Origin of the sequence: Enterobacter cloacae complex sp. FDA-CDC-AR_0132, from assembly GCF_003010695.1 — a bacterium.
Classification (GTDB): domain Bacteria; phylum Pseudomonadota; class Gammaproteobacteria; order Enterobacterales; family Enterobacteriaceae; genus Enterobacter; species Enterobacter ludwigii.
Genome location: NZ_CP027618.1, coordinates 918,808 through 935,619, shown reverse-complemented (window position 1 = coordinate 935,619; position 16,812 = coordinate 918,808). Strand labels below are relative to the sequence as shown.

General features: G+C 58.0%; 17 protein-coding genes. 5 read left to right on the top strand and 12 right to left on the bottom strand.

Annotated features, from left to right (window positions below; genetic code table 11):
* The first annotated feature begins 192 nt into the window (after positions 1-192).
* A complete protein-coding gene (tsaD, locus tag AM379_RS04465) occupies positions 193-1,206 on the top strand; it encodes a tRNA (adenosine(37)-N6)-threonylcarbamoyltransferase complex transferase subunit TsaD (RefSeq protein ID WP_020883618.1) in 1,014 nt (337 codons plus the stop codon).
* 40 nt (positions 1,207-1,246) lie between these two features.
* Here the strand turns inward: tsaD and ureG are convergent, their stop codons facing one another.
* The 10 genes from ureG to plsY all read right to left on the bottom strand — a co-directional run bounded on the left by ureG (position 1,247) and on the right by plsY (position 9,028).
* Positions 1,247-1,864 (bottom strand): urease accessory protein UreG, encoded by a 618-nt coding sequence (gene ureG, locus AM379_RS04460; RefSeq protein WP_014171666.1) that lies wholly within the window; start codon positions 1,862-1,864, stop codon positions 1,247-1,249.
* 9 nt (positions 1,865-1,873) lie between these two features.
* Positions 1,874-2,548, bottom strand: coding sequence for an urease accessory protein UreF (locus AM379_RS04455; RefSeq protein WP_106503496.1), 675 nt, complete (start codon positions 2,546-2,548; stop codon positions 1,874-1,876).
* Entirely contained in the window at positions 2,548-3,087 is a 540-nt protein-coding gene (locus AM379_RS04450) for a HupE/UreJ family protein (RefSeq protein WP_032680263.1), read from the bottom strand. Before AM379_RS04450 ends, AM379_RS04455 begins: the two co-directional genes overlap by 1 nt.
* 9 nt (positions 3,088-3,096) lie before the next feature.
* Entirely contained in the window at positions 3,097-3,567 is a 471-nt protein-coding gene (ureE, locus tag AM379_RS04445; RefSeq protein ID WP_050737305.1) for an urease accessory protein UreE, read from the bottom strand.
* A 9-nt stretch (positions 3,568-3,576) separates the two neighbouring features.
* Positions 3,577-5,280 (bottom strand): urease subunit alpha, encoded by a 1,704-nt coding sequence (ureC, locus tag AM379_RS04440; protein WP_106503495.1) that lies wholly within the window; start codon positions 5,278-5,280, stop codon positions 3,577-3,579.
* Positions 5,273-5,587: an urease subunit beta gene (locus AM379_RS04435; protein ID WP_040018813.1), complete on the bottom strand. Its 315-nt coding sequence runs from the start codon at positions 5,585-5,587 to the stop codon at positions 5,273-5,275. The genes ureC and AM379_RS04435 overlap by 8 nt, the downstream gene beginning before the upstream one ends.
* A 10-nt stretch (positions 5,588-5,597) precedes the next feature.
* Positions 5,598-5,900: an urease subunit gamma gene (locus tag AM379_RS04430; RefSeq protein ID WP_003862556.1), complete on the bottom strand. Its 303-nt coding sequence runs from the start codon at positions 5,898-5,900 to the stop codon at positions 5,598-5,600.
* Between the two features lie 10 nt (positions 5,901-5,910).
* Complete coding sequence (locus tag AM379_RS04425; protein ID WP_014171660.1) at positions 5,911-6,738, bottom strand: urease accessory protein UreD; 828 nt, start codon at positions 6,736-6,738, stop codon at positions 5,911-5,913.
* 116 nt (positions 6,739-6,854) lie between these two features.
* The gene (locus AM379_RS04420) at positions 6,855-8,321 is read right to left on the bottom strand and encodes an MFS transporter (protein WP_032678984.1); all 1,467 of its coding nucleotides are present in this window, start codon (positions 8,319-8,321) and stop codon (positions 6,855-6,857) included.
* Positions 8,322-8,413: 92 nt separating this feature from the next.
* On the bottom strand, positions 8,414-9,028 hold the full coding sequence (plsY, locus tag AM379_RS04415) for a glycerol-3-phosphate 1-O-acyltransferase PlsY (protein ID WP_020883628.1): 615 nt from the start codon (positions 9,026-9,028) through the stop codon (positions 8,414-8,416).
* A gap of 107 nt (positions 9,029-9,135) precedes the next feature.
* Between plsY and folB the strand changes: the two genes are divergently transcribed.
* Both folB and bacA read left to right on the top strand, forming a co-directional pair.
* On the top strand, positions 9,136-9,504 hold the full coding sequence (gene folB, locus AM379_RS04410) for a bifunctional dihydroneopterin aldolase/7,8-dihydroneopterin epimerase (RefSeq protein ID WP_020883629.1): 369 nt from the start codon (positions 9,136-9,138) through the stop codon (positions 9,502-9,504).
* A gap of 107 nt (positions 9,505-9,611) precedes the next feature.
* Positions 9,612-10,433, top strand: coding sequence for an undecaprenyl-diphosphate phosphatase (gene bacA, locus AM379_RS04405; protein ID WP_014171656.1), 822 nt, complete (start codon positions 9,612-9,614; stop codon positions 10,431-10,433).
* A gap of 10 nt (positions 10,434-10,443) precedes the next feature.
* On the opposite strand, the gene AM379_RS04400 is transcribed toward bacA, so the two are convergent.
* Positions 10,444-11,685 carry a multifunctional CCA addition/repair protein gene (locus AM379_RS04400; RefSeq protein WP_106503494.1) on the bottom strand — a complete coding sequence of 414 codons (1,242 nt, stop codon included), beginning with the start codon at positions 11,683-11,685 and terminating at the stop codon, positions 10,444-10,446.
* Positions 11,686-11,746: 61 nt separating this feature from the next.
* Complete coding sequence (locus AM379_RS04395; protein ID WP_025203004.1) at positions 11,747-12,367, bottom strand: TIGR04211 family SH3 domain-containing protein; 621 nt, start codon at positions 12,365-12,367, stop codon at positions 11,747-11,749.
* 229 nt (positions 12,368-12,596) lie between these two features.
* On the opposite strand from AM379_RS04395, the gene AM379_RS04390 reads away from it, so the two are divergent.
* Both AM379_RS04390 and glnE read left to right on the top strand, forming a co-directional pair.
* Entirely contained in the window at positions 12,597-13,898 is a 1,302-nt protein-coding gene (locus tag AM379_RS04390) for a CYTH domain-containing protein (protein WP_040018816.1), read from the top strand.
* A gap of 17 nt (positions 13,899-13,915) precedes the next feature.
* Positions 13,916-16,774, top strand: coding sequence for a bifunctional [glutamate--ammonia ligase]-adenylyl-L-tyrosine phosphorylase/[glutamate--ammonia-ligase] adenylyltransferase (gene glnE, locus AM379_RS04385; RefSeq protein WP_088202977.1), 2,859 nt, complete (start codon positions 13,916-13,918; stop codon positions 16,772-16,774).
* Positions 16,775-16,812 lie beyond the last annotated feature (38 nt).

The following is a 16,812-nucleotide window of genomic DNA, read 5'->3' as shown; positions in this document are numbered from 1 at the left end:
GCCAGCTTATTTCAAAATGGTGCGGAATTTTACTGCAAATGCTGCTGCTTTGTAAAGCACCGACGCGTTTTTGAAAGGGACTTTAATAAGGGTGAGGAGTATACACGAGGCTTCTTCCTGGGGCGAACAAAGTTTTACATCAATCCGCATTGGCCCTACACTGCGCGGTATTGAAACGAGGTAAAACAAGTCATGCGTGTACTGGGTATTGAAACATCCTGCGATGAGACCGGCATCGCCATTTACGACGACGAAAAAGGGCTTCTTGCCAACCAACTGTATAGTCAGGTGAAATTACACGCTGACTACGGCGGCGTCGTGCCTGAACTGGCTTCTCGTGACCACGTGCGTAAAACGGTTCCCCTGATTCAGGCGGCGCTGAAAGAAGCCGGGTTGAGCTCTACTGATATTGATGCTGTAGCGTATACCGCAGGCCCGGGCCTGGTGGGTGCGCTGCTGGTCGGCGCAACGGTGGGCCGTTCGCTGGCATTCGCGTGGGATGTGCCGGCCATTCCGGTTCACCATATGGAAGGGCATCTTCTGGCGCCGATGCTGGAAGATAATCCGCCTGCGTTTCCTTTTGTGGCGCTGCTGGTTTCAGGTGGCCATACCCAGCTGATTAGCGTAACGGGGATTGGCAAGTATGAGCTGCTCGGCGAGTCCATTGACGACGCAGCCGGTGAGGCCTTCGACAAAACGGCCAAACTGCTGGGTCTGGATTATCCTGGCGGTCCGATGCTCTCGAAAATGGCCTCGCAGGGCACGGAAGGGCGTTTCGTCTTCCCGCGTCCGATGACTGACCGTCCAGGGCTGGATTTCAGCTTTTCCGGTCTGAAAACCTTCGCGGCCAATACCATTCGCAATAACGACGATAGCGAGCAGACCCGTGCTGATATCGCCCGTGCGTTCGAAGACGCGGTGGTCGATACCCTGATGATCAAATGCAAACGCGCACTGGAAAAGACCGGCTTTAAGCGTCTGGTGATGGCCGGGGGCGTCAGCGCCAACCGCACGCTGCGTGCAAAACTCGCGCAGATGATGCAAAAGCGTGGTGGGGAAGTATTTTATGCCCGTCCAGAATTCTGTACCGATAACGGGGCGATGATCGCCTACGCGGGTATGGTACGTCTGAACGCTGGCGCGACCGCCGATCTGAGCGTCTCTGTACGTCCACGCTGGCCGCTGGCGGAGTTGCCGGAGGCGTAATGCCTGACCCTCTCCCGCCAGGGAGAGGGGATTTAAACGGTTACACCCGCAACATCCCTTTCTCTTCCAGAAATGTCACGATCGTCGCCAGTCCGTCGCCCGCCTTCAGATTGGTGAAGGTCCACGGGCGCTCGCCGCGCATGCGGTTGGTGTCACGCTCCATCACCTCCAGTGAGGCCCCCACATAGGGTGCCAGGTCGGTTTTGTTGATCACCAGAAAATCGGATTTGGTTATCCCTGGGCCGCCCTTACGCGGGATCTTCTCCCCTTCAGCGACGTCAATCACATAGATTGTCAGGTCAGCCAGCTCCGGGCTGAAGGTGGCGCTCAGGTTGTCACCGCCGCTTTCAACGAAGATCAGGTCCAGATTGCCGAACTTTTCGCTTAACGCTTCCACTGCCGCCAGGTTCATTGAGGCATCTTCCCGGATTGCGGTATGCGGGCAGCCGCCCGTCTCCACGCCCACGATGCGCTCTGGCTCAAGGGCGCCCGCTTCGGTGAGAATGCGCTGATCCTCTTTGGTGTAGATATCGTTAGTCACCACTGCCAGGTGATAGGTGTCGCGCATTGCTTTGCAGAGTGCTTCCAGTAACGCGGTTTTGCCCGACCCCACCGGGCCGCCCACGCCCACGCGCAGGGGATGTTTGTAATCAGCCATGTTGTCTCCTCAGGAACGGAATAATCGTGAATATTGTGTTTCGTGGCGCGCAGAGGCGATGGCCGACAGCGGCGTTGCCGCACCCAGCGCGTCGTCGCCACGCAAAAAAGCCGGTTCAAGCCCGGCGGCAAAGTGGTCGCTCAGGTCGATAATCAGCTGCTGCGCCGCCTGTTGCCCGAACGGCACCAGCTTGACGCCCGCCATGACCGCGCTCTCAATCCAGCTGTAGCCCAGGCTCAGGGCCAGCTCATGGGCGCTAATGCCCCAGCGTACTCCGAGCCACGCCATGCCGCTGAGCTGGCTTTGCATAAACAGCGTCCGCCACTCTGCCGGACAGTCCGGCTCCCAGCTTTTGAGCAGGCGCGTAAAGGCCGCCCCGCGGTTGCGTTCCTCTTCACGCAGTTCACGCGTTTCCCGGCAGGCGAGAAGGTAGGCCGTCCAGCGTGTTGCCGTCGCCAAATCGTTTTGCTCGCACGCCTGATAAAATCGGGAAAACAGCGGCAGATCGACACAGAAAAAGCTCTGCTCCATCTGCAGGATCTGCCAGTTTTTGAACGCCTCAGCATCGGGGACCCAGCCTGCTTCTACGGCCCACTCCAGCCCCTGCGACCAGGTGAATGACCCGACCGGAAGGCTGCTGCTGGAGAGCTGCATCAGGCGCAGCCGCTGGCGGACGTGCTCCATCAGCCCATCAGCGCCAGCAGCGCAGAGACAATCAGCCCGCCACCAAAGGTTTTACGTAACCCGTCGTGACGGCGCAGCAGCAACCCGGCGGCGAAGCTGGCGCACAGCACCGTGGCACTGGCAAACATAAAGCCGCTGGTGAAGAGCCAGAAGTTGTGGCCAGACATCTCTACCCCGTGCGCCCAGCCGTGGAACATTGCCAGCGCCGGCACGGCCAACAGCAGGCGATTTTCGGTTTTAAACATCATTGCGCCGCAGACCGCCAGCGAGGCGATAATCAGCATTTCCATGCCGCTAAAGCCGCCAAGCAGGCTGCCTGCAACGGCCCCGGCCAGCATCATGCCGAGAGTGGCAAGAGGCAGCAGCAGCTTGCGCCCGCTCAGGGCCGAAAGTACGCCCGCACCGGTTAGCATCAGCAGATGATCAAGACCCGTCAGCGGATGGAAAAAACCGGCCTGAAAGCTGTCTGTGCCGTGTCCGGGATGCGCCAGGGCAGGAAGAGAAAAGGCCAGCAGTAACAGAGGTAAAAACGTACGCATGATGAATCCTTAATGTGAATGAGCGTGAGAGTGACTATGGCTATGGCTGTGGGCATCGCTGGTATATGCCCCTGCTTCCGGTTCAAACGGGAGGGTGGCAAATGTCACCTCGAGCCCGAACTGGCGCAGCATGTCATCGAGCACATGATCGTGGTGGTAGCGCAGCTCGCCAGGCATGATCTGCAGCGGCACGTGGCGGTTGCCGAGGTGGTAGCAGGCGCGGGCGAGCAGGAACGGATCGTCGCAGCGCACCACGGAGACCGATTCCGGCGCGGCGATCACCTCGATCACCTCGCTGCCGTCGTCAGTGGTCAGCAGATCTCCCCCGCGCAGCAGCAGGCCGCGCGGCAGCATCAGCCCGGCTTCGCGGCCGTCATTCAGCGCCACGCGGGCACGGCTTTTCACCCGGACATCAATCGGCAGCGTGACGCTGGCGGTTATCGGATGGGCATGGTCAAGGCGTTGGGTCAGGTAGATCATCGTCACTCCTTAAAACAGGAAATAGCGTTGGGCCATCGGCAGAACGTCTGCCGGCTCGCTGGTAATGAGCTCGCCATCAACGCGAACCTCGTAAGTTTGTGCGTCAACGGTGATGTTGGGCTGCAGGCTGTTGTGGATCATGTCGGCCTTTTTCACCGTGCGGCAGCCTTTGACGACGGCTATGCCGCTCTGCAGGCTGAGCTGGTGCGAAATGCCCTTCGCATCGGCAGCCTGGGAAACAAACGTCAGCCGCGTCGCATGGCGTGCGGCACCCAGCGAGCCAAACATCGGACGGTAATGGACCGGTTGCGGCGTTGGGATAGAGGCGTTGATATCCCCCATCGGCGCGCAGGCGATCATCCCGCCTTTCACAATGGTGGCGGGTTTGACGCCAAAGAACGCGGGGGACCAGACCACTAAATCCGCCAGTTTCCCGGCCTCAATCGAGCCCACTTCATGAGCAATCCCGTGGGTCAGCGCCGGGTTAATGGTGTATTTGGCGATATAGCGTTTCACGCGGTAGTTATCGTTGTTCCCGGTCTCTTCCGGCAGTGCGCCGCGCTGAACCTTCATACGGTGCGCCACCTGCCAGGTACGAATAATCACTTCGCCGACGCGACCCATTGCCTGGGAATCGGACGAGGTCAGCGAGAAGGCGCCGATATCGTGAAGGACATCTTCCGCGGCGATGGTCTCCCGGCGAATGCGTGATTCAGCAAAGGCCACGTCCTCGGCGATATCCGGGTCGAGGTGGTGACACACCATCAGCATGTCGAGATGCTCGTCGATGGTATTCACCGTGTAGGGCAGCGTCGGGTTAGTGGAGGAGGGCAGAATATTCGGGTGCGCGCAGGCGGTAATAATATCCGGTGCATGTCCGCCGCCTGCCCCTTCCGTATGGAAGGTGTGAATGGTCCGCCCGCCGATAGCCGCCAGCGTGTCCTCAACAAACCCGGATTCGTTCAGCGTGTCGCTGTGCAGCGCCACCTGAATATCCATCTCCTCCGCCACCGCCAGTGAACAGTTGATGGCTGCAGGCGTCGCGCCCCAGTCTTCGTGGATCTTCAGCCCGATGGCACCCGCTGCGATCTGCTCGCGTAGGGCATCAGGGTTGGAACCGTTACCTTTGCCAAGCAGGCCGATATTCACCGGTAGTGTATCGGCCGCCTGCAACATCCGCGCGATATGCCAGGGCCCTGGCGTACAGGTCGTGGCGTTGGTGCCTGCCGCTGGGCCCGTGCCCCCACCAATCATGGTGGTGACGCCAGAGACCAGCGCCTCTTCCGCCTGCTGCGGGCAGATCCAGTGGATGTGCGTGTCGATCCCGCCGGCGGTGACAATTTTCCCTTCGGCGGCGATCACTTCTGTCGCTGCGCCAATCGGGATCGTGACCCCGGGCTGTATATCCGGGTTACCGGCTTTACCCACGGCAAAGATCCGCCCGTTTTTTACGCCAATATCGGCTTTAACGATCCCCCAGTGATCGATAATCAGCGCGTTGGTCAGCACCAGATCCACGCAGCCGTCGGATGTCATCTGCCCCTGGCCCATACCGTCGCGGATCACCTTCCCGCCACCGAATTTGACCTCTTCGCCGTAGACCGTGAGATCGTTTTCCACTTCTATCCACAGCTCGCTGTCGGCCAGACGCACTTTATCGCCAGTGGTGGGGCCGAACATATCGGCGTAGGCCTGACGTGAAATTTCAGCCATTTTTCACCTCTCCCATCACCTCGCCGCGAAAGCCGAAAATACGCTGCGCGCCGCTGACCTGAACCAGCGTCACCTCGCGCTTCTGTCCGGGTTCGAAACGCACGGCGGTGCCTGCCGGAATATTCAGCCGATAGCCTTTGGTGGCTTCCCGGTCGAATTTCAGCGCCGGGTTAATCTCATAAAAGTGGTAGTGCGATCCCACCTGGATCGGTCTGTCGCCATGGTTTTCGACGATCACGTTTTGCGTGTCTCGCCCAACGTTGATCGTAATGTTTCCGGATTGGATCTGGTATTCGCCTGGGATCATCACGCGCTCCTTATACGATCGGGTTATGGACGGTGACGAGCTTTGATCCGTCCGGGAACGTCGCTTCCACCTGAATGTCGGGGATCATCTCCGGTACGCCTTCCATCACCTGGTCGCGCGTCAGGACGTGACGGCCCGCTTCCATCAGTGAGGCGACGGTTTCGCCATCGCGGGCGCCTTCCATAATAAACGCGCTGATCAGCGCGACTGATTCCGGGTAATTCAGTTTTACCCCGCGCGCAAGGCGGCGTTCGGCAACCAGCGCAGCGGTAAACAGCAACAGCTTGTCTTTTTCTCTGGGGGTCAGTTCCATAACGTTTCTCTTATGTCTGCCAGATACGCGGCGAACAGGCGGTTTTGGGGGTTAAAAGCGGGCGAAGCGACTGCCAGATATCGCGCATCACCCGCTGGCAAATCAGGTTGTCGTGGGAGAGAAAACGCACCGACAGCAGATCGTCTGTGAGCGTTGCCCCGGCAAAGTGGCTCAGCGGCGTCAGCAGCTCGCGCACCGTTTCGAGGTGCGCTTCCCTGGCCGGAAAGAACAGCAGCGTGCCGACCCACGGGAGACCTGCAACGGGCGTGAGATCGCCATTGCTGAGGTGCTGACGTTCAATCAGCCGTGGCTCATCGTCGACCCAGATCTCAAGGCGGCTTTCCAGCGTGCCGTGGCTGAAGGTTTCGCCGATCACCGGGCGACCCAGACAGTACAGCTCCCACGCCAGCAGCGTACTGGAAGCCTTCAGATGAAAAACGGAACGCAGGGCGGCATTCGCACCGGGAAAGATAATGGTGTCCTGCGGCAGCCACTCCAGCGTAGCCTCATCGTCGAGCCAGAAGTGCTGATTGAGACAGGCCTGCGGGCCGCTGCTGCGATAGAACTTGCTCGCGCCGGGCATGGTGATCAGCGCATGGCTTTTCGCATCCAGATGCACCGAAATATCCAGCGTATCGCCGCCGACTATCCCGCCTGGCGGGTGCAGTAAATACAGGTGGCAGGTGTCGCCTTCGGGATAAAAAGGCCGCTGTACGGTGAGGGGCCCGATGTGATGAGCAGCGTGCAGGAGGGTTTTCTCAGGGGTGTAACAAAACTGCAGGGCAAGCGATGCCTGCCAGCCTTTGTAAGAATTATCAGTGACCTGAGCTGCTAACATGCTGCATCCATCTGCTCATCATCGGGAGACGTTTCAGTATGCCCTGGCAGAAATGAAGGCTGTCATATGAGTCGCTTATGGATAAAAAAACCGGCTCAAGGAGCCGGTTGAGAAGGTTATCGATAATCCTCTGCATCCACATCATAGCCGGACGGCTCCCAGCGGATCGCCAGCAGCGAAGCCAGCCCGATAAACGGTGCCAGGGCGATCACCCAGAACACGGCGGTATCAAGAGAGGCCACCAGCAGCGGGAACAGAAACAGCGAGAGCGTAGAACTGCTGCGCATCAGCGTCTGGTTAAGGCCCACGCCCACGCCGCGCAGAGAGGTGGGATAGCTCAGGGACGCAAACGTCATGGTATGGGCACCGGGCCCAAAGCCCTGACCGAACAGGAACAGCGCCAGCATCGCGACGGCGATAACGCCTTCCGATACGCCTTCCGGACGACCAATCAGCGCCAGCCCCAGCAGAGCAACAAGCTGACAGGCGTAGCCCGCCAGTGACATCCGCCACGCGCCGAAGCGCGGAACATAGCGCACCGCCAGCAATCCGCCGACGAAGGCAAACAGCAGGTTTAGCACCAGTGAGATCAGAATAGTGGTCAGCATCGACTGCACAAAGAAGCTGGAGATAATGACCGGCAGACCAAATGCGACGGCGTTATAGGCGAAAGACGATACCACCGAGAGCAGGGTAGCGAGCGTGGTACGTCGCAGATAGACGCCACGGAACAGGTGCAGATAGTTTGCCCACTTCGCCTTGTTGACCACCGGTGCCGGTTGGTTAAGCGCATCCTGCGGCACGTGGGCGTTGATGTTATACGATTGCCGCAAGATAGCGGCCGCCTCTTTCAGGTTGCCCTGATTCGCCGCCCAGACCGGGGACTCGCTCATGTAGCGGCTACGAATGGCGATAATCACCAGCGCAGGCACCGCGCCAAACCCCAGGATTAAGCGCCACAGCCAGTCGCTGTGACTTTCTGGCAGTACGGCGTAGAAGAATAACACCAACAGGTAAGAGATGCTGATTGCGGCATACCAGGTTGGGCACCACATTGCCACGCTGGAGGCCTTGTTTCCGGGGCCTTTGAGCCTGGCGAACTCGCTAAGAAACGCCATCGCCACCGGCAGATCGATCCCCACGCCGAGGCCCATCACAAAGCGTGCGCCCGCCAGCGCATATTCGTTCGGTGCCAGTGCACAGGCGATGGCCGCTACCACGAAGAACAGCATATCGGCCATAAAGACGCGGTAGCGTCCGATCTTGTCCGTGAGATAGCCACCCAGCAGCGCCCCGACAATCGCGCCAAAGGTAATGGCCGAGGCCACCATGCCGGTACCGGCGGGGGTGAGATTAAATTCGCGGGTGATGTCTTTGATGCCGAACGCCAGCGCACCAAGGTCGTACGCATCGAGGAAAATACCGCCCAGCGCGATACCGACTACGATGCGGGCGTTGGCCCGACCCTGAGAACCGTCGTTGACCAGACGTGAAACGTCAGAGGCGTTACGTACCCACTTGATGTCGCCATCAGGCGAATGTCCTGCCGTTGAAAGGGGAGTTGTGTCTGTAATGTCTGCCATTTTCTTTTTGTGTGGTTGTGTTGTGTCATTAACAGTTACCACAGGCAGAGGGTGACCAAAATCACATTTGGTTATAAGGCATAACTAACCCCTTACGGGGCGTCTTTTTTCTTTCTCTTGAGCTTCGACCAGATTTTGGTCTCCTGGCGACGCCACAGGCGCTGAATATTATCGTGATGACGCAGCAGGATGAGGCAGGAGAGCATTGACACCGGGAAGGTGAACTGCGGTTTGAACCACCAGACATAGAATGGCGCGATCAGCGCGCTGACGATGGCGCCCAGTGACGAGTAACCGCTCAGAAGAATGGTCAGTAGCCAGGTGCCGGCCATCACGCCGGTTAAGTCCCAGCCGATTGGGGCAATAGCACCAAAGGCGGTGGCGACGCCTTTACCGCCTTTAAAACCAAAGAATACAGGCCAGATATGGCCGACACAGGCGGCGATAGCAATGAGCCCCAGCCAGAACGGCGTAACGCCCAGCGCATACGCTCCCCAGACGGGTAACATTCCTTTCAGAACATCAAAAATCAATACCGCTACGGCTGCTCCCTTGCCGCCAATTCGTAGTACATTGGTCGCCCCCGGATTCCCGGAACCACTTTCGCGCGGGTCAGGTAACCCGGCAATGCGGCAGACCAGAATGGCGCTGGAGATTGAGCCGCAAAGGTAGGCGAGGAGGATCATTCCAGGCGCGATTGCACTCATAACGCTGTTCCGTTTTGAAAATGTATCTGTATTCTCAGCATCTGTGGATAATACGCATAATTCGCCGGAAGTGGTATCCGGTTTAGCCAAAAAGCAGGCAGGTCGTGATGGATATTGTATTTATAGAGCAACTTTCGGTAATCACCACTATTGGTGTTTACGACTGGGAACAGACCATTGAGCAGAAACTCGTGTTCGATATCGAAATGGGCTGGGATAACCGCAAGTCAGCAAAAAGCGATGACGTGAATGACTGTCTGAGCTACGCCGATATCAGTGAAACGGTCGTGGGCCACGTCGAAGGGCAACGTTTTGCGCTGGTGGAGCGTGTGGCAGAAGAGGTGGCCGAGCTGCTGCTGAGCAAGTTCAACGCACCGTGGGTACGCATCAAGTTGAGCAAACCGGGTGCCGTGGCGCGTGCCGCTAACGTCGGCGTGATCATTGAGCGTGGCACAAATCTGAAAGGGAAGATTTAACGTCATAATAGCTAAACCATTTTAGGTTATACCGGTCTTAAAGCTGTATCTTTCACGGTTGTCCGCGTGGGACACCGTTTTTTTTATATCTTTTTAGGGGTTTATAGATGAGCGATATGCACTCGCTGCTGGTGGCGGCAATACTGGGTGTGGTCGAAGGATTGACGGAGTTTTTGCCGGTTTCCAGTACGGGCCATATGATTATCGTTGGCCATCTGCTGGGCTTTGAAGGCGATACCGCAAAGACGTTTGAAGTTGTCATTCAGTTGGGGTCTATTCTGGCGGTCGTTGTGATGTTCTGGCGTCGTCTGTTCGGGCTTATCGGTATCCACTTTGGCCGTCTTCCTCAGCGCGAGGGTGAAAGCAAAGGTCGCCTGACGCTTATCCATATCCTGCTTGGCATGGTTCCGGCAGTGGTTCTGGGCCTGGTTTTCCACGACACCATTAAATCGCTGTTTAACCCGATTAACGTCATGTATGCGCTGGTCGTCGGCGGTTTCCTGCTGATCGCGGCAGAACTGCTGAAGCCGAAAACGCCACGCGCGGAAGGTCTGGATGACATGACCTACCGTCAGGCGTTTATCATCGGTTGTTTCCAGTGTCTGGCGCTGTGGCCGGGCTTTTCACGCTCAGGCGCGACCATCTCTGGCGGGATGCTGATGGGCGTTAGCCGTTATGCTGCGTCGGAGTTCTCGTTCCTGCTGGCAGTGCCGATGATGATGGGCGCGACCGCACTCGACGTCTATAAAAGCATTGGCTTCCTCACCACGGGTGACATTCCGATGTTCGCCGTGGGCTTTGTCACCGCCTTTATTGTGGCGCTGATCGCCATCAAAACCTTCCTGCAGTTGATTAAACGTATTTCGTTTATTCCGTTCGCGATCTATCGCTTTATCGTGGCGGCTGCGGTTTACGTGGTCTTCTTCTGACCGACGGCCCTCAGTCTTTAGGCTGAGGGCAATGCTTTTCCTTCCAGTCCGACACCGCCTGAATTCGACGTTTCGTCAGCTCTTCCCGGATTTCCGGTCCCTTGAAGCCCGCCTCGACAACCGCTTTAGTCGGTACCGCTTTTGCCACGTCCCACGCTGCGCGTAACAGCCGCCCCTGCGGATAATCGCTGGCTTCAAAACCGGTGCGGCCACGTACGTCGGCTTCGCTGGTCAACGCGATCTGCTCGACGCGCTGGGGTTTGCGCCATGCGTCGATGTTATCAAACAGCTTAACGATGGTGGCCGGTTTGAGGATCGGGAAGGTGTGGATCAGGTCGTGAAATTCCGCCACCAGTCTGGCGAGATCGCGGATCTCGTTGGGTACCCGCAGGCGCTGGCAAAGCCCTTCGACCAGCTTCACCCCGGCAGGACCGTGGCCATGGTGGCGCGGCCACATGGCTTTTGGCGTTAATCCTTTGCCGAGATCGTGGCACAGCGTTGAAAAACGCACATCCACCTCGGGGCTGAGCATGGCAGCCATACTCAGGGTCATCAGGGTATGCACGCCGGTATCGATTTCCGGGTGCCATTTCGCCGGGGCGGGCACGCCGAACAGCGCGTCAATTTCCGGGAACAGCACTTTCAGTGCGCCACAGTCACGCAGCACCTGGAAAAAGACCTGCGGGTTGCGGGTAGTAAGGGCGTTTTCCGTCTCTTTCCAGACGCGCTCTGGCGTGAGGTGGGCCAGTTCGCCCGCCTCGGTCATGGCGGTCATCAGTGCCAGGGTCTCATCGGCAATGCGGAAGCTCAGATGCGCGTAACGCGCCGCAAAGCGCGCCACGCGCAGCACGCGGAGCGGATCTTCAGAAAACGCCGGGGAGACGTGACGCAGCAGTCGATTACGCAGATCGTCCTGACCGCCATACGCGTCAATGATCTGGCCGTCTTCGTCCTGCGCCAGCGCGTTGATGGTGAGATCGCGACGCAGGAGATCTTGCTCCAGCGTGACGTCCGGTGCGGCATAGCAGGTGAAGCCGGTATAACCCGAACCGGATTTCCGTTCGGTACGCGCCAGGGCGTACTCCTCACGGCTTTGCGGGTGCAGAAACACGGGAAAATCGCGGCCTACCTGCTGGTAGCCCGCGTTAAGCATCTCATCAGGTGTGGCTCCCACCACCACCCAGTCTTTATCTTTGACCGGCAGACCTAACAACGCATCACGTACCGCACCACCGACCAGATAACTCTTCACGCCCTGTACTCCCGTTTTCTCTTTTCGCAAGATAATACGTAAGTCTGGCAGAGAAGACGAATTAGTTCATCCAGCGGTCTTTACGCTTACGGCTAGGGATCAGGTGAGGAAGCACCAGACCCAGCACCAGGCCAACGCCCAGCACACCGCCACCGTACATAAACCACTGCATGATGATGGTACGTTGTTTGTCATCAAGTTGCAGATTGGCGGCGTTCACCTTCTTCTGCGCGACAATCAGCTCGTTTTTCAGTTTCTGATTTTCGTCTTTCAGACCGTTAATCACGCTGTCGCTCTGGGCCACTTTCTGCTGCATTTCCGCGGTACGCTGGTTCCAGGTACCGTCGATATTGTTCAGCTTGTCGGTCAGCGTTTTCACCTGATTTTCCAGATCCGGCACGCGGGTGCGCAGGCTTGGCACCGCACTCAGCTCTTTCAGTGGGATCCAGGACGTGCGGCCGGTACTGTCGCGAACCTGACCATAATTGGTCTCCGCGTTGGTCTGTAACAGCGTCACTTCCTCGCCGGCATTGACCGTACCCACGAGGCGATAATTATCTCCAGGGCCACTGCGTACCCAGGTGTTCAGTTCGTCAGAAACGTAACGCTTCTCTTCAGCGTGCACGGCGGTTGCGGCGCTAAAAGCGAGGAAAGTAAGTCCAATCAGGCGTAATTTAAGCATCATTAGTCGTTATTTTCATAAATAGTGGAACGATAGTAGTGGCAACAGTGTCTCTACGCAAAGCATTCGTCAGCAATCAGAATCATCTGTGTCACGACCCTAAACATTTACGCCCGTCAAATTGCTCATTGCGTGGCAATTTGGCGCAAAATACTATGTACTGACAAACAAATGGCGAGGAAGTTCGCCCTCATTGACGCGTCTGTGACGCCTGCAAAAGTACAAGGCTATGGCTCAAGAAATCGAATTAAAATTTATCGTCGAAAAAGACAGCGTTGACGCACTCCGTCAGCATCTGCAGACCCTTTCCGGCGAACACCATGAACCGGTACAACTGCTTAATATCTATTACGAAACGCCAGACAACTGGCTGCGCCGCCATGATATGGGGTTGCGCATCCGTGGCGCGAACGGGCGCTACGAGATGACGATGAAAATCGCTGGCCGCGTGGTCGGCGGTTTGCATCAGCGCCCGGAATACAATATCGACATCAATCAGCCAGAACTTGAGCTGGATCGTTTCCCGGCAGAAGTCTGGCCGAACGGCGTGCTGCCAGAAACCTTATCCGCCGAGGTGAAACCGCTGTTTAGCACCGATTTCTGGCGTGAAAAATGGCTGGTAACGGAAGGGAAAAGCCGCATTGAAATCGCCCTCGATCAGGGTGAGGTAAAAGCGGGCGAACTTCAGGAGCCGATTTGCGAGCTGGAGCTCGAACTGCTGGAAGGTGAAGTCCAGGACGTACTGAAGCTGGCGCGTAAGCTGGTAAGCCAGCCGGGCCTGCGTCAGGGCAGCCTGAGCAAAGCGGCGCGGGGGTATCATCTGGCCGCCGGGAATGCGCCACGCCTGCTGAAAGAGACGACTATTTTACACGTGCCACCGAAAGCCAGCGTTGAGCAGGGCATGGAGGCGGCGCTGGAACTGGCGCTCTCACAGTGGCTTTATCATGAAGAGCTGTGGGTGCGTAATGTGAAAAACGCTAAAGCGCACGTGTTAGCGGCGATGAGCCTTGTGCGTCATACCCTGGCGCTGTTCGGCGGCATCGTACCTCGCAAAGCGAGCGCTCACTTACGTGACCTGCTGACCCAGACCGAAGCGCTGCTGCTCTCTGACGTATCCGCGCAAACGGCGCTCTACAGCCCGCAAAACGCCGCCGCCAGGCTGGCGCTGACCGAGTTTCTGGTGACGCGCAGCTGGCGTGCCTTCCTGGATGCAAAAGCGCAGGCCAAAATTGAAGATAACTTCAAACGTTTCGCGGATATCCATCTTTCACGCCACGCGGCGGAGCTTAAAACCACCTTTGCGTATCCGCTGGGAGACCAGTATGGCGATCAGCTGATCCGCCTGTCGCGCAATATCGACAGCATGCTGCTGCTGTCGGGTGCCTATGACGGCCCTAAAGCGCAGGCCTGGCTGGAGAACTGGCAGGGGCTGAAACATGCTATCGAAACCCGTCAGCACATTGAGATTGAGCATTTCCGTAATGAAGCCATTTCGCAGGAGCCGTTCTGGCTGCACAGCGGAAAACGTTAACTCTGGCAAGGAACCCTATAATGCCGCTTTCTTCGCAGTTACAGCAGCAGTGGCAGACCGTTTGCGAACGTCTGCCTGAGTCATTACCGGCGTCATCGTTAAGCGAGCAGGCCAGGAGCGTGCTCACCTTCAGTGATTTTGTGCAGGAAAGTATCACCGCTTACCCGGACTGGCTGGAGGCGCTTGAGAGCACCCCGCCGCAGGCAGACGAGTGGCGGCATTATGCGGGCTGGTTGCAAACCGCACTTGAAGAGGTCGCGGATGAAGCAACACTGATGCGCGTCCTGCGCCAGTTCCGCCGCCGGGTGATGGTGCGTATTGCCTGGGCTCAGGCGCTGGAACTGGTCAGCGAAGAAAGTACCCTGCAGCAGCTGAGCGAGCTGGCACAGACGCTGATTGTTGCCGCACGGGACTGGCTCTATGCCGCCTGCTGTAAAGAGTGGGGCACGCCGTGCAATGAGGATGGGGTTCCTCAGCCACTCTTGATTCTGGGCATGGGCAAGCTCGGGGGCTGCGAACTGAATTTCTCCTCGGATATCGACCTGATTTTTGCCTGGCCGGAGAACGGCTCCACACGCGGGGGCCGCCGTGAACTGGACAATGCGCAGTTCTTTACCCGTCTCGGGCAACGTCTGATTAAAGCGCTGGATCAACCTACCCAGGATGGTTTTGTCTATCGCGTGGATATGCGTCTGCGCCCGTTTGGCGACAGCGGTCCGCTGGTGCTGAGCTTTGCGGCACTGGAAGATTATTACCAGGAGCAGGGGCGCGACTGGGAGCGTTACGCGATGGTCAAAGCGCGGATCATGGGAGACAGCGACGATGCCTACGCCAACGAGCTGCGCGCCATGCTGCGCCCGTTCGTGTTCCGTCGCTATATCGACTTCAGCGTTATTCAGTCGCTGCGCAACATGAAAGGAATGATCGCCCGTGAAGTGCGTCGCCGGGGTCTGAAGGACAACATCAAGCTCGGCGCGGGCGGCATTCGCGAAATCGAATTTATCGTTCAGGTCTTCCAGCTGATCCGCGGCGGACGTGAGCCTTCACTGCAATCCCGTTCGCTGCTGCCGACGCTGTCAGCCATAGAGCAACTGCATCTGCTGCCGGAAGGCGACGCGCAGATCCTGCGTGAGGCCTATCTGTTCCTGCGCCGCCTGGAAAACCTGCTGCAAAGCATCAATGACGAGCAGACCCAGACTTTACCAGGCGATGACCTGAACCGGGCGCGGCTGGCCTGGGGGATGCACGTCGACGACTGGTCAACGTTGACCGGGCAACTGGACGCGCATATGGCCGGCGTGCGCCGTGTCTTTAACGCGCTGATTGGTGACGATGAAAGTGAATCGCAGGACGATACGCTCTCTGAACACTGGCGCGAATTGTGGCAGGACGCGCTGCAGGAGGATGACACCACGCCGGTGCTGGCGCACCTGAGCGACGACGATCGCCATCGTGTGGTGGCGTTAATTGCTGATTTCCGTCTCGAACTGAATAAACGGGCCATTGGTCCGCGCGGTCGTCAGGTGCTGGATCATCTGATGCCGCACCTGCTGAGCAACGTCTGCTCGCGTGCGGATGCGCCGGTCCCGCTGTCGCGCATGATGCCGCTGCTGAGCGGGATCATCACCCGTACGACCTATCTTGAGTTGCTGAGCGAGTTCCCGGGCGCGCTCAAGCATCTGATTACGCTTTGCGCCGCCTCGCCGATGGTGGCCAACAAGCTGGCGCGGTATCCGCTGCTGCTGGATGAGCTGCTCGATCCCAATACGCTCTACCAGCCGACGGCAACGGACGCCTACCGTGACGAGCTGCGTCAGTATCTGCTGCGCGTACCGGAAGAGGACGAAGAGCAACAGCTGGAGGCGCTGCGTCAGTTCAAGCAGGCGCAAATGCTGCGCGTGGCGGCGGCAGATATCGCCGGAACGCTGCCAGTGATGAAAGTGAGCGATCACTTAACCTGGCTTGCAGAAGCGATCATTGATGCGGTGGTGCATCAGGCATGGATTCAGATGGTGGCGCGCTACGGCCAGCCGAAACACCTTGCTGACCGCGAAGGCCGCGGTTTTGCCGTTGTGGGTTACGGTAAGCTCGGCGGATGGGAACTGGGGTACAGCTCGGATCTCGATTTAATCTTCCTGCATGACTGCCCGGCAGACGTCATGACCGACGGCGAGCGTGAAATCGACGGGCGTCAGTTCTACCTGCGTCTGGCCCAGCGTATTATGCATCTGTTCAGCACCCGCACGTCATCCGGCATTTTATATGAAGTGGATGCGCGTCTGCGTCCTTCCGGCGCGGCCGGCATGCTGGTGACCTCAACGGAGTCCTTCGCTGAGTACCAGAAGAATGAAGCCTGGACGTGGGAACATCAGGCGCTGGTGCGAGCCCGCGTGGTGTACGGCGATCCGTCGCTGAAAACGCAGTTTGATGCCATTCGTCGGGAGATTATGACAACCCCGCGTGACGGCAGCACGCTGCAGACCGAGGTGCGTGAGATGCGCGAGAAAATGCGCGCGCACCTGGGCAATAAGCATCGCGATCGCTTTGATATTAAAGCGGATGAGGGCGGCATTACCGATATTGAATTTATTACGCAATATCTGGTGCTACGCCATGCGCACGCTAAACCGAAGCTGACCCGCTGGTCTGATAATGTGCGTATTCTGGAACTGCTGGCGCAAAACGACATTATGGATGAGCAGGAGGCGCAGGCCTTAACGCGCGCCTATACCACGCTGCGCGACGAGCTGCACCACCTGGCCTTACAGGAGCAGCCTGGCCACGTCGCGCTGGACTGTTTCGCCACTGAACGCGCGCAGGTCACCGCCAGCTGGCAGAAGTGGCTGGTGGAACCGTGCGTAACAAAACAAGTGTGATATTATCGCGCGCAAATTGTGAATCTTTCTGGAGTCAG

What these genes read in the sequence shown, in the direction of transcription:
- tsaD (WP_020883618.1), top strand. Translation starts at nt 193, where the DNA reads ATGCGTGTACTGGGTATTGAAACATCCTGCGATGAGACCGGCATCGCC.
- ureG (WP_014171666.1), bottom strand. Translation starts at nt 1,864, where the DNA reads ATGGCTGATTACAAACATCCCCTGCGCGTGGGCGTGGGCGGCCCGGTG.
- AM379_RS04455 (WP_106503496.1), bottom strand. Translation starts at nt 2,548, where the DNA reads ATGGAGCACGTCCGCCAGCGGCTGCGCCTGATGCAGCTCTCCAGCAGC.
- AM379_RS04450 (WP_032680263.1), bottom strand. Translation starts at nt 3,087, where the DNA reads ATGCGTACGTTTTTACCTCTGTTACTGCTGGCCTTTTCTCTTCCTGCC.
- ureE (WP_050737305.1), bottom strand. Translation starts at nt 3,567, where the DNA reads ATGATCTACCTGACCCAACGCCTTGACCATGCCCATCCGATAACCGCC.
- ureC (WP_106503495.1), bottom strand. Translation starts at nt 5,280, where the DNA reads ATGGCTGAAATTTCACGTCAGGCCTACGCCGATATGTTCGGCCCCACC.
- AM379_RS04435 (WP_040018813.1), bottom strand. Translation starts at nt 5,587, where the DNA reads ATGATCCCAGGCGAATACCAGATCCAATCCGGAAACATTACGATCAAC.
- AM379_RS04430 (WP_003862556.1), bottom strand. Translation starts at nt 5,900, where the DNA reads ATGGAACTGACCCCCAGAGAAAAAGACAAGCTGTTGCTGTTTACCGCT.
- AM379_RS04425 (WP_014171660.1), bottom strand. Translation starts at nt 6,738, where the DNA reads ATGTTAGCAGCTCAGGTCACTGATAATTCTTACAAAGGCTGGCAGGCA.
- AM379_RS04420 (WP_032678984.1), bottom strand. Translation starts at nt 8,321, where the DNA reads ATGGCAGACATTACAGACACAACTCCCCTTTCAACGGCAGGACATTCG.
- plsY (WP_020883628.1), bottom strand. Translation starts at nt 9,028, where the DNA reads ATGAGTGCAATCGCGCCTGGAATGATCCTCCTCGCCTACCTTTGCGGC.
- folB (WP_020883629.1), top strand. Translation starts at nt 9,136, where the DNA reads ATGGATATTGTATTTATAGAGCAACTTTCGGTAATCACCACTATTGGT.
- bacA (WP_014171656.1), top strand. Translation starts at nt 9,612, where the DNA reads ATGAGCGATATGCACTCGCTGCTGGTGGCGGCAATACTGGGTGTGGTC.
- AM379_RS04395 (WP_025203004.1), bottom strand. Translation starts at nt 12,367, where the DNA reads ATGCTTAAATTACGCCTGATTGGACTTACTTTCCTCGCTTTTAGCGCC.
- AM379_RS04390 (WP_040018816.1), top strand. Translation starts at nt 12,597, where the DNA reads ATGGCTCAAGAAATCGAATTAAAATTTATCGTCGAAAAAGACAGCGTT.